Annotated in this window: 11 protein-coding genes; 4 read left to right on the forward strand and 7 right to left on the reverse strand. The window is 42.6% G+C overall.

Annotated elements, in window-relative coordinates; genetic code table 11:
- On the forward strand, nt 1–326 hold a 326-nt coding region (locus tag BM329_RS14855; protein ID WP_218153285.1), incomplete at its 5' end, for a hypothetical protein.
- Here the strand turns inward: BM329_RS14855 and hemG are convergent.
- The 4 genes from hemG to pepQ all read right to left on the reverse strand — a co-directional run bounded on the left by hemG (nt 304) and on the right by pepQ (nt 4,334).
- Nucleotides 304–828 (reverse strand): menaquinone-dependent protoporphyrinogen IX dehydrogenase, encoded by a 525-nt coding sequence (hemG, locus tag BM329_RS13315; protein ID WP_092554078.1) that lies wholly within the window; start codon nt 826–828, stop codon nt 304–306. The genes BM329_RS14855 and hemG overlap by 23 nt on opposite strands.
- Before the next feature lie 72 nt (nt 829–900).
- Nucleotides 901–2,352 (reverse strand): Trk system potassium transporter TrkH, encoded by a 1,452-nt coding sequence (trkH, locus tag BM329_RS13320; RefSeq protein WP_092554081.1) that lies wholly within the window; start codon nt 2,350–2,352, stop codon nt 901–903.
- 36 nt (nt 2,353–2,388) lie between these two features.
- On the reverse strand, nt 2,389–3,000 hold the full coding sequence (locus BM329_RS13325; RefSeq protein WP_092554084.1) for an IMPACT family protein: 612 nt from the start codon (nt 2,998–3,000) through the stop codon (nt 2,389–2,391).
- On the reverse strand, nt 3,000–4,334 hold the full coding sequence (gene pepQ, locus BM329_RS13330) for a Xaa-Pro dipeptidase (protein ID WP_092554086.1): 1,335 nt from the start codon (nt 4,332–4,334) through the stop codon (nt 3,000–3,002). The genes BM329_RS13325 and pepQ overlap by 1 nt, the downstream gene beginning before the upstream one ends.
- Nucleotides 4,335–4,606: 272 nt before the next feature.
- Between pepQ and fadB the strand changes: the two genes are divergently transcribed.
- The gene (gene fadB, locus BM329_RS13335; protein ID WP_092554089.1) at nt 4,607–6,793 is read left to right on the forward strand and encodes a fatty acid oxidation complex subunit alpha FadB; all 2,187 of its coding nucleotides are present in this window, start codon (nt 4,607–4,609) and stop codon (nt 6,791–6,793) included.
- Nucleotides 6,794–6,804: 11 nt separating this feature from the next.
- Nucleotides 6,805–7,968, forward strand: a complete 1,164-nt coding sequence (fadA, locus tag BM329_RS13340) for an acetyl-CoA C-acyltransferase FadA (RefSeq protein WP_092554104.1) — start codon at nt 6,805–6,807, stop codon at nt 7,966–7,968.
- 154 nt (nt 7,969–8,122) lie between these two features.
- On the opposite strand, the gene fre is transcribed toward fadA, so the two are convergent.
- Together fre and ubiD are read right to left on the reverse strand one after the other, a co-directional pair.
- Nucleotides 8,123–8,824, reverse strand: coding sequence for an NAD(P)H-flavin reductase (fre, locus tag BM329_RS13345; protein WP_092554092.1), 702 nt, complete (start codon nt 8,822–8,824; stop codon nt 8,123–8,125).
- 10 nt (nt 8,825–8,834) lie between these two features.
- A complete protein-coding gene (ubiD, locus tag BM329_RS13350) occupies nt 8,835–10,307 on the reverse strand; it encodes a 4-hydroxy-3-polyprenylbenzoate decarboxylase (RefSeq protein ID WP_092554095.1) in 1,473 nt (490 codons plus the stop codon).
- Nucleotides 10,308–11,003: 696 nt separating this feature from the next.
- Between ubiD and rfaH the strand changes: the two genes are divergently transcribed.
- Nucleotides 11,004–11,492, forward strand: a complete 489-nt coding sequence (rfaH, locus tag BM329_RS13360) for a transcription/translation regulatory transformer protein RfaH (protein ID WP_092554098.1) — start codon at nt 11,004–11,006, stop codon at nt 11,490–11,492.
- Between the two features lie 81 nt (nt 11,493–11,573).
- Here the strand turns inward: rfaH and hemB are convergent, their stop codons facing one another.
- Entirely contained in the window at nt 11,574–12,590 is a 1,017-nt protein-coding gene (hemB, locus tag BM329_RS13365; protein WP_092554101.1) for a porphobilinogen synthase, read from the reverse strand.
- Nucleotides 12,591–12,687: the final 97 nt, after the last annotated feature.

Genomic DNA, 12,687 nt, shown 5'->3' on the forward strand with positions numbered 1-12,687 from the left:
CTGCGAGTGCCCACACAGATTGTCTGATTAAGTTGTTAAAGAGCGGTGGCAACCGGCAAGTTCTTCCGGGTTGCGAGGCGGCGTATCTTACGCTTCCCTCTGTCAATGTCAAGCCTTATTTTTCAGGGCTTTCCATTTTGTCATCCCGACAGGTTTGTGTGTTTGTCGTGACAACGGGTGCGCATTATAGGGAGTTTTTCGGCGCTGACAATAGTTTTTTTTCGATTCTTTTCCGTTCGCGTTTTTTTATTCAATACGCTGAAACAGCCATCAAAAAGGCTATTTTTAAGGTGTCACATCACGCTATATTTGCAAAAATTCATTAGAAAAACGATCCACCTGTGCCCAATCGGTATATTCGATTTCTTTTGTTGTATCTGTTTCTCCCCCACTCATGCGCATAATGAATTGAATCATGATGCGATCTAACCAACGATAACGCGGATAAAGTAACGCTCCCGCAAAGACATTACATAAATCAGGTCGCCACGGACTTTTCATCAAAAATTTGCGTACATAAGCATTCGTTTCTGCGGTTCTTTTTTCTGGTTTTCTCGCCGTTAAATTGACACCAAAGAAAGCTGTTGTTTTTTGGTTCAACTGTTTTTGGTGGCAAATAACAAATTGATGTAATACAGAATTGAAATGCCCATAGCGTATTGATGCCCCTACCATTACTTTTTGATAAGGAGCCAGACTAATCTGTTTTACTGTCGCGAGATCTCTTAAGTCGCATTCGACCCCAGAACGACGAAGATTCTCTGCAATACGCGTAATAATTTTTTTGGTCTGTCCATCCTGAGTGGAATAGAGCAACAAATAACTCATAGATATGCCCTTAATAGCAGCGATTCGCATACGAATATAAGTAACGATTAAAATAGAACGCCTAAAATAGGATTATTCACGCCAAAAAGTCGGCGTGAACAAAACTAACAATGTGAATACTTCTAAACGGCCAAATAACATGGTTACGACCAATACCCATTTGGCCATCGGGTTCATCGTTGTAAAGTTCTCAGCAACGGCTCCCAACCCCGGACCTAAGTTATTCAGTGTTGCTGCAGTAGCAGAAAAAGCAGAAAACTCATCGATACCTGTTGAAATTAGTAACAGCATACTAATGATAAAAACTAACGCATACGCAGAAAAAAAACCCCACACTGCTTCAATAATTCGTTCTGGTAATGCCCGATGCCCTAATTTAATGGTATACACCGCATTAGGATGCACCAATCGTTTTAACTCACGGGAACCTTGCAAAAATAGCAACAGGATACGAATCACTTTCAGACCTCCGCCCGTTGAACCAGCACATCCTCCGATAAATGCAGAACATAGCAGCAAGAAAGGTAAGAATAGAGGCCAATTAGCGAAGCTATCCGTTGTAAATCCCGCAGTGGTTGCCATTGAGATAACCTGAAAGAAAGCGTGATTAAGCGCTTCCAGTTCTGATTTGTAAACGGAATGCTGCCACAATATCAGTATACAGATACTTAGTAATGACAACTGGATAGTAATGAACATGCGAAATTCTGGATCGCGCCAATATACTTTCAAACTTCGTCCAGAAAGAACGGCAAAATGCAGGCCAAAATTACAACCCGATATCAATAAGAAAATGGCAATAATAGTATTAATAACCGGGCTATTGAAAAAACCTATGCTAGCATCATGCGTGGAGAATCCACCGATAGCAATTGTGGAAAAGCTATGGGAAATCGCATCAAATACTGACATTCCCGCAGCCCACAAAGCTATCGCACAGGAAATGGTCAGTAAAACATAAATCAGCCAAAGTGTTTTTGCTGTTTCTGCAATTCGAGGGCGCATTTTATTATCTTTCAATGGCCCTGGCATTTCAGCTCGATAAAGCTGCATTCCCCCAACACCAAGTAAAGGCAATATCGCTACAGCCAACACGATGATCCCCATCCCACCCAACCATTGCAACATTTGGCGGTAAAACAGGATGGCTTTGGGAAGAGAATCAAGACCAACAAGTGTTGTCGCCCCTGTCGTCGTCAAACCAGAGAATGATTCAAAAAAAGCATCGGTGACTGAAAGGTTAGGTTTTTCAGAAAAGATAAACGGTAATGCCCCAACACTACCCAGCACAGTCCAGAATAGAACGACTATCAAAAAGCCTTCTTTTGGCTTGAGATCTCGTTTTTGATCTCGATTAGGGACCCATAGTATTAAACCTATAACGAGAGCAAAAATGAATGTCTGGCTGAATGCCCTACCGGCACCATCACGGTAAATCAGTGCCACCAACCCCGGAATAATCATTGTGAAAGAGAAAAGAATGACAAGTAGTCCAACAATACGGGTTATGGCGCGAAAATGCATTCGGCTAGTTCCTTAGAAATCCGGTATAACAAAAAATTATGGTTTTGATATTAAAGATAGGGCACCACGACTTAGGTCTCGTAATTTATCACCTATCTCGCCAACAAGGGTAGCTGGCAGTGAAACTTGCAATGTGACATTTTCGGCATAATCGCTGGCAATTATTTGCCCCGAAAATTGCTGTAGTAATTGTTCCACCATAGAGATATGTGAATACGCACACTTCAATTGGAACAATTTTTGTGGCACTTTGTATTTTGTTTCCAATAGCTTCAGTGCTTGCTGCACACCATTGCCATAGGCCTTCACCAAACCACCGGTACCAAGTTTTATGCCGCCAAAATAGCGAACAGACACGGCAGTGATTTCCCCCAAACTACTTCCTAATAATTGAGCAAGCATCGGCTTACCGGCTGTTCCAGTCGGTTCTCCATCATCGGAAAAACCCAGCTGTCGGGAATCATCCGGCGCACCAGCCACAAAAGCCCAGCAATGATGCCGGGCATCAGGATATTGTTCTTTGATACTTTGGATAAACAATTTTGCCTCATTTACCCCATCGGTATGTTCCAACAGGGTAATGAAACGACTCTTTTTTATCTCTTCAGTAAAGCTGACTGAAGCCGCAGGGATCAAATAAGGCTTCATTATGGCAATTGTAAATCTCTGGTCATATTTTCAATTTTTCCAGCGTGAATCACGATATTATCTTCAATACGAATACCGCCATACGGTTTGAGCATATCAATTTTTTTCCAATCGAAATGCTGACGATACTCACTTTCACGCCACGGTGCCAACAGGGTTTCAATGAAATAGAGACCCGGTTCGATAGTTAAAACCATCCTTGGCTCCAAAATACGGGTACAACGCAAATAAGGATGCAATGCCGGAGCGGCCAAGTGGGTTCCGCTGTCATCTTGCATAAATCCCGCAGCATCATGCACTTGCAAACCAAGTGGATGACCAAGTCCATGTGGGAAGAATGGTGTTGTTAATCCTTTTTCGACCATGCTCTCTTCACTGATCCCATGAATAATATTATGTTTTTTGAGCAGTTTCGCGATACGATGATGCATACCAACATGGTAATCGGTATACCTAACACCTGTTTTAATTGTGCCGATAATCACCTGCTGTTCTTCATTCAGATCTTTAATCAATGAGGCGAAATCGTTATTGGATTTTGCGGCATAGGTTCTGGTGATATCAGCAGCATAACCATTATATTCTGCTCCTGCATCAATCAAGAAGCTGCGAATCTCAGAAGGTACAGTCTGGCGTAATTTAGTGTAATGCAAAACTGACGCATTCTCATTCAAGGCAATAATATTATCATAAGGAACATCAGTATCACGGTGCCCTGTTGCCATCAAATAGAACATATTAATTTCGAATTCGCTAATGCCAGACAGAAATGCGTCATAAGCCGCCTGATGACCATTTACGGCAGTTTTTTGCGCTTCACGCATACAAGCTAGTTCATAATCTGTTTTATATGAGCGATGGTAACTCAAATAATTCAAGACTGCTTTTGGGTTGATATTCTTTTCAAGAATTCCCAAAGAATTAGCTCGCTCAGTTTGTTCGCCAATATAGGCAACATTCTGTTTTGATAATCCACTCAATTGTGCATCGATATCATCAGCTTTTGCCAAATGAATCAGTTCCACGTCTTCAGTCCAGTAACTATTGGGTAACGAATCTACGCTATGCCAATAATCTACCGGAGAATAAAACCACAGTTTAGGTTTATTGATTCCATCAATCCATAACCAGCAGTTTGGAACTTTAGTCACAGGAACCCAAGCCTTAAAGTATGCATTCGCTTTGAAAGGATAATGGCTATCATCAAGAAAAACTCTTAATGATACACCAGAGTGAATAAGTAGGGCGTCAAGCTGGGTTCGTGCCAATATTTCACGGGCACGATTTTGTAATATTTTAATGTGTTCGTGGTACAGAGGTGCCAACTTTTCCATCTTAATAACCTTTTTGGTTTTCTGGCAGGGGCTTAAATATTACCACAATTCATTATATTGAGTGCCATCACATGAAAAATTGCTTTCCCAGAAATTGATAACAATATTCATATTTTTCAAAACACTAATAAAAAATCTTACCTCCTGTCATAAATCTTACCTGTGATCCGTCCGACAAAAAATTAATCATTGGTTTGCATTAAATTAACACACTAATCACAATCAACATATCTGGTCATACCAGATGGTATGCACTCATTGAGGAGAATGACATGCTCTACCTAAGTGACACTATTCAAGTAAAATGGCTGAAAGATGGCATTGCAGAACTGATCTTCAATGCACCAGCTGCAATTAATAAATTAGATACAAAAACTGTTATTTCACTGGATAAAGCCGTTGCCACCCTTGAGCAACAAACAGAACTAAAAGGTCTGTTATTACGTTCTGAAAAACAAGCTTTTATTGTTGGTGCAGACATCACAGAATTTTTATCATTATTCAACGCACCAGTAAAAAAACTTCATGACCTACTGAATCTCGCCAATAGTATTTTTAATCGTATTGAAGATCTTCCTGTTCCTACCGTTTCTGCTATTAACGGTTATGCTCTTGGCGGTGGTTGTGAAACTGTGCTTTCAACTGATTTTCGTGTCGCAACCCCCGATGTCCGTATCGGGTTACCAGAAACTAAATTAGGCATTATGCCGGGCTTCGGTGGTTCTGTCCGTCTGCCACGCTTAATTGGTACAGATAATGCCCTCGAAATTATTACCGCAGGTAAAGATATCAGTGCAGAAGAAGCGCTGAAAAATGGTTTGGTTGATGCTGTCGTTCCTGCTGAAAAACTGGTTGACTCCGCCATTTCAATTCTGGAACAAGCTATTAAAGGCGATTTGGATTGGAAAGCCGTTCGTCAACCTAAACTAATGCCACTGAATCTCAATGAAATCGAACGTACCATGAGCTTTAACGTGGCAAAAGGCATGGTCATGAAAGTTGCTGGTCCTCATTACCCAGCGCCAATTACTGCGGTTAAAACCATTGAAAAATCCGCTACTCTAGGTCGTGATGAAGCCCTGAAATTAGAATCCGACAGTTTTGTTGCATTGGCTCACACCTCTGTTGCCCGGGCTTTAGTCGGTATTTTTCTGAATGACCAATATGTCAAAGGGCTGGCGAAGAAACACTTACAAACAGTCACAACACCTCAACATGCGGCCGTACTAGGTGCGGGGATCATGGGTGGGGGTATTGCCTATCAATCCGCTCGTAAGGGCATTCCTGTCCTGATGAAAGATATCAATCAAAAAGCGCTGGATTTAGGAATCAATGAAGCAGCTAAGTTACTGAATAAGCAATTTGAACGCGGACGTTTGGACGCAATGAAGATGGCTAAAATTTTGTCATCCATTCAACCAACCCTTAGTTATGCTAGTATTGAACAATCCCAGATTGTTGTCGAAGCCGTCGTTGAAAATCCTAAAATTAAGTCTGCTGTTCTGGTAGAAGCAGAATCTCATATCAGCGATGAGTGTATTCTGGCTTCTAATACCTCCACAATTCCAATCACTGAATTGGCAAGATCACTGAAGCGCCCGGAAAATTTCTGTGGTATGCATTTCTTCAATCCGGTGCATCGCATGCCACTGGTTGAAATCATTCGTGGAGAAAAAACATCGGATAAAACCATTTCAACGGTTGTGGCTTACGCCAGCAAAATGGGCAAAACACCGATTGTCGTCAACGATTGCCCGGGCTTTTTTGTAAACCGCGTATTGTTCCCTTATTTGGCTGGTTTTGGCATGTTATTGCGGGATGGCGGTGATTTCCGTCAAATCGACAAAATCATGGAAAAAGAATTTGGCTGGCCAATGGGTCCTGCGTATCTCATTGATGTTGTCGGTATTGATACTGCTCACCATGCACAGGTTGTCATGGCGCAAGGTTTCCCTGAGCGCATGAGCCGTAGTTATCAAGATGCAATCGATGTATTGTTCGAAAATCAGCGTTATGGTCAGAAAAACGGCGTTGGTTTCTATAAATACACTCAGGATAAAAAAGGCAAACCGAAAAAAGGACAAGATGAAGCTGTCGATCAGCTATTGGCAGGCATTAACCAACCAAAACATACTTTCTCCGGCGAAGAGATCATTGCTCGTACTATGATCCCAATGATTAACGAAGTCGTTCGCTGTTTGGAAGAAGGTATCATTTCCAGCCCAGCGGAAGCAGATATGGCACTGGTTTATGGTTTAGGCTTCCCTCCATTCCACGGTGGCGTTTTCCGCTATCTGGATACTATGGGAACCGCAGCCTACGTGAAAATGGCTGAAAGCTATGTCCACTTGGGCGTTCTCTATCACGTACCTGCTGGCCTGAAAGCAAAATCCGAAAGCAATGAAAGTTACTACCCTGCCCCAGCAGAACTTGCTGTTAATCCAGGTGAAAAAATGTGAGGTCTGAAAACATGGAAAACGTAGTTATTATTGATGGTATCCGTACCCCAATGGGGCGCTCAAAAGGTGGTGTATTCCGTCAGGTCCGCGCAGAAGATCTCTCCGCACATCTGATGAAGTCGTTACTTAAGCGCAATCCAGCCCTTCAGCCTGAACATATCGACGATATCTCTTGGGGATGTGTGCAACAGACTCTGGAGCAAGGGTTCAATATCGCCCGTAATGCCGCATTGCTGGCAGACATTCCCCATTCAGTTCCCGCAGTGACCGTTAACCGCCTGTGTGGTTCTTCTATGCAGGCACTGCATGACGGTGCCCGCATGATCATGACTGGCGATGCCAGTATTGCGATGGTCGGCGGTGTTGAACACATGGGACATGTCCCCATGACACATGGAGTCGATTTTCATCCTAAATTAAGCCGTAACGTTGCAAAAGCAGCCGGTATTATGGGTCTGACCGCAGAAATGTTGGCAAAAATGTACAGTATTAGCCGTGAAATGCAGGATGAATTCGCACTGCGTTCTCATCAACGCGCAACACAAGCGACAAAATCCAAGGCTTTCGAGAGCGAAATCGCCGCCATGTACGGGCATGATGCCGACGGTAATATGAAACTCATCAATTTTGATGAAGTCATCCGCCCCGAGACTAATCTCAAAGATCTATCGGCCCTGCGACCTGTCTTTGATCCTATCACCGGGAGCGTCACCGCAGGTAACTCCTCTGCACTTTCCGATGGTGCATCAGCGATGCTGATAATGAGTGAAAGCAAAGCTAAAGAGTTAGGATTAAAGCCCCGTGCCCGTATCCGATCAATGGCAGTTGTTGGCTGCGATCCTTCTATTATGGGTTACGGCCCCGTACCTGCTACAAAAATGGCATTAAAAAAAGCCGGTTTAAGCCTTTCTGATATTGGCCTAATGGAATTGAACGAAGCATTTGCCGCGCAATCCTTAGCTTGTATTAAGGGGCTGAATCTGTTGGATAGTATGGATGACAGAATCAACCTGAATGGTGGTGCAATTGCTCTCGGTCATCCATTAGGATGCTCTGGTACTCGAATCACAACGACCCTGCTTAACCTGATGGAACGCAAAGATGTTCAATTCGGGCTAGCAACCATGTGTATCGGGCTAGGTCAAGGCATTGCCACAATTATTGAAAGAGTGTAGTTATCAAGAGCATCTGACGATTGAAACTTATTACTATTTTTCCCTTGTCTGTCTTATCTATTGCATCACTCACTAATGCGTTTTTGCTGTAGTTTCCCGCCTGTCAGGGGCGGGGTTTTATTTTTATCATTTTATTTTTTACAGGGAGAGTAAGTCAGATGAACTCAAACGCATCTCCATACATGCGATCAATAGACGCGTCACGTTCGCTACAGAACCGCTCGCGGGCAATTTTGGCCATTTCAAAACGACCAGCAATATAAATATCATGGTTTGCTAAACTACCAAAATTATCTAAGACCGCACTCAGAACGGTGCCAATTCTGCCTCTCCAGTGCTCATCAATCTGTTCAACGACAGGAACAACCGACAAATTGGGATAATTCTCACTCAATGCCTGCAATTCCCCTAAATCATAAAGGTGTTGCAGCTCACGCCCTCCCCAATAAATTGAGATTTCACGATCAGGTTTTTTTTCTAATGCTGCCAGCAAAATAGAACGGGTATAGGAGAACCCCGTCCCACCAGCAATCAGCAGCATAGGATTTTCGCTGTCTTCACGGAACCATGCCTGACCATGAGGGATATCAATATCAATGGCTTTCTGAGTCAGAATCCTGTCCATCACTGCCATTGCATAGAGATTTAATTCAGAGGCCCCAATATGCAGCTCAATCGTCTGCTTTTCTGATGGCGGTGATGCCATGGAAAAAGGACGCTTATCCCTTTCATCCATAACTACCATCAAATATTGCCCTGCGCGAAAAGAAAAAGGCGAATCAGGTAATAAACGAACCCGGTAAACTGTATCTGTAATGGAGTCAACCGATGTTACTTTACAGCTTAGTATTGTCATGCATTCCCTCTTATCGCTTCAAAATATCTAATTGATCCCAAATTTCATCGACATGGCTCCGAATTTCATCGCTCATTACAATCGGACGCCCCCATTCCCTTTGTGTCTCTCCTGGCCACTTATTTGTTGCATCTAATCCCATTTTTGAGCCTAACCCAGAAATAGGGGAAGCAAAATCGAGATAGTCAATTGGTGTATTTTCCATTAAGACAGTATCTCTTTGCGGATCCATTCGCGTGGTTATTGCCCAGATAACATCATTCCAATCCCGAGCATTGATGTCATCATCACAGACAATAACAAATTTTGTATACATAAACTGCCGCAGATAAGACCAAACCCCCATCATGACTCGCTTGGCGTGACCTGCATATTGTTTTTTAATCGTAACGATAGCGAGCCGATAAGAACAACCTTCTGGCGGCAGGTAAAAATCCACAATTTCAGGAAATTGTTTTTGTAATATTGGCACCAGTACTTCATTTAATGCTACACCCAATACAGCGGGTTCATCCGGTGGACGTCCGGTATAAGTTGAATGATAAATGGCATCACTGCGCTGGGTAATATGAGTTACCGTAAATACCGGAAACATATCCACTTCATTGTAATAACCGGTATGATCACCATACGGCCCTTCCGGTGCTATTTCGTCGGGTTCAATGTAGCCTTCAAGGATAATTTCAGCACTTGCCGGTACTTCTAGATCATTAGAGATACATTTAACGACTTCTGTTTTATGTCCACGCAACAATCCAGCAAAAGCATATTCAGATAAAGTATCAGGGACTGGCGTAACCGCGCCCAATATCGTGGCAGGATCTGCGCCCAATGCAACAGATACTGGGAAACGCTCTCCCGGATGAGCCTGACACCATTCCTGAAAATCGAGTGCTCCACCACGGTGAGATAACCAACGCATAATAAGTTTGCTTTTACCCAATACTTGCTGGCGGTAGATACCCAAATTCTGGCGCTCTTTATTAGGTCCCTTAGTGACCGTAAGCCCCCACGTAATCAATGGTGCGGCATCTTCTGGCCAACAATGCATAACCGGAATTCGGCTAAGATCTACTTCATCCCCTGCCCAAATCTGCTCCTGACAAGGTGCAGAATTAAGGCGCTTGGTTGGCATATTCAGAACCTGTTTGAATTTAGGTAATTTATCCACCAGATCACGAAACCCTTTTGGCGGCTCTGGCTCCTTAAGGAAAGCTAATAACTTACCAACATCATGCAATGCCTTAACATCATCCTGCCCCATACCCATAGCAACCCGCTTAGGCGTTCCAAATAAGTTGCACAGCACTGGCATCGAATATCCCTTAGGATTTTCAAATAACAAAGCGGGGCCGCCGGCACGAAGAGTACGATCTGCGATTTCAGTCATTTCCAGATAGGGATCAACTTCCATACGAATTCGTTTTAATTCACCAGATTGTTCCAATAAGGAAAGAAAGTCTCTTAGATCGCGGTATTTCATATTGTTCATTTGTGCCAATATTTAAGGAAGGAAGGACATTATAAGCCCTCCCATAAGGGTTACAAGGTAAACGCATAACTTCCCCAAAATCAATGGATTCAGTGTAATCTTGTGGGGTTGATTCCTTAGATACAGCAGCATGGTACCCAATCAACTAATGTCTGTGTATCAAATTGCTCAGAAATCGTTTTATTATGCTGGAAAACCTTAAAACCTTCGTTTTTTCGCTAAAATAATGCGATTTTTCTCCTTTAATATGCAATCTGCTGCCTTCACGTAACATAGACAATAAAAACTATCTACCTGTCATCTTTCAAGTTACAGCTTTGTTGGCGGATGTCGCTCTGCATTCCCGAAATACATTGGGTATTGAACGGGGATTAAGTTCCAAAAACATGGATTTCAGCCGATCTTTTGCGTAACTTAATCATTGGACATTATCATGGGGTTTACCGTTACATGATGGGAATATTTTCATATTTTCTTTTTCTTTACGAAATATTAGATAAAATTATCAATATCATCGTGATTGGCGGTTTTTACACCATTAAGTAATACACAAATTTTTACTGGAGATAAATATCACTGGTTATAAAAACATAACTTATTCCTTCACATAACTTTTTAGCTTTATTGATGATCCACCAACACTGGTTTTGTTATGCTAGGCATCCTAAGCAATGGAGTGGAAATATTATGGGGAATTGGTATCTTCTTTACTGTAAACGAGGGCAAATCTCTCGAGCGATAGATAATTTGGAAAGGCAAAATGTTATCTGCCTGACACCTATAGCCAAAATCGAAAAAGTCATTCGGGGTAAACGAACAACCGTTAGTGAGCCATTGTTTCCCAATTACCTTTTTGTGCATTTTGATCCTGAAGTCATTCACACCACAACAGTTAACTCAACACGTGGGGTAAATCATTTCATACGGTTCAGTACTTATCCTGCCATTGTACCGCAGGCATTGATTGATGAATTGATGTCTATCACTGAACAGGATTATATTGCGCCTGAAACTCCAATAACAGGAGATACTGTTCTGATTACTGAAGGAATTTTCGAGGGCATTCAAGCAATTTATAATGAACCGGATGGAGAAACCCGTTCAATTCTCCTCCTGAATATCCTCAATAAAGAAGTTTCTAAGGTGTTAGATAATAAGCAGTTCTTCAAGATTTAATCAAAAAACGGGCAAAATTGCCCGTTTTCATTTTTATGGTACTCTAATACACAATCTTTATGGCCAAATAAATGCAGGTAATCAATATTTCTGCTCTTGCAGCCACTGCGCAACACGCTTGGCAAAATAAGTCAGAATACCATCTGCTCCCGCCCGTTTAAAACACAGCAGTGACTCCATAATCGCAGGCTGTTCCTTCAACCAACCGTTTTGAATTGCAGCCATGTGCATCGCATACTCACCGGAAACTTGATAAGCAAATGTTGGTACACCAAAAGTATCTTTTACCCGACGAATTACATCCAAATATGGCATACCTGGTTTCACCATGACGCTATCTGCACCTTCCTGCAAATCTTGTGCGATTTCCTGCAACGCTTCATCACTGTTTGCAGGATCCATTTGATAGGTCATTTTATTTCCACCTTTCAGATTAGAGCCAGAACCAATTGCATCCCTGAACGGACCATAATAACAAGAGGCGTATTTAGCAGAATAAGCCATAATCTGGATATTGACATAACCATCTATCTCAAATTGATCACGAACAGCGCCGATACGGCCGTCCATCATATCACTTGGTGCAACAATTTCGGCTCCTGCCTCTGCATGGGATAATGCCTGCTTGACCAGAATATCTTTGGTAATGTCATTAATAACATAACCATCTTGATCAATGATGCCATCCTGCCCGTGTGTGGTGAATGGATCGAGCGCCACATCAGTCAGAAGCCCTAATTCAGGCACCGCATCTTTCAAAGCGCGAACAGAGCGCTGAATCAAACCATCTGGATGATAAGCTTCTTTCGCATCCAATGATTTTTTGTCTGCTTCAATGACCGGAAACAGAGACAAAACAGGAATACCCAGTCGGGCAATCTCTTCAGCTTCTTTCAGCAAAAGATCGATTGTCAGACGATACACTCCTGGCATGGAAGGTACTTCCTGGCGCTGGTTAGTGCCTTCCATAACAAAAACAGGATAGATCAGGTCATTGACAGTAAGTTGATTCTCAGCAACCAAGCGGCGGGAAAAATCATGGCGGCGCACACGGCGCATACGACGACCAGGGAATGCTCCTGGAAATACATAGCTCATACTGCTCTATATGAACGCATCCCGTTTGCAAGACAAAAATTACTCTGACATCGACGGTAGGTTGCAGCTCTATATCCGGCCTTATTACAGCCAGAGC

Origin of the sequence: Xenorhabdus koppenhoeferi, from assembly GCF_900116635.1 — a bacterium.
GTDB lineage: Bacteria > Pseudomonadota > Gammaproteobacteria > Enterobacterales > Enterobacteriaceae > Xenorhabdus > Xenorhabdus koppenhoeferi.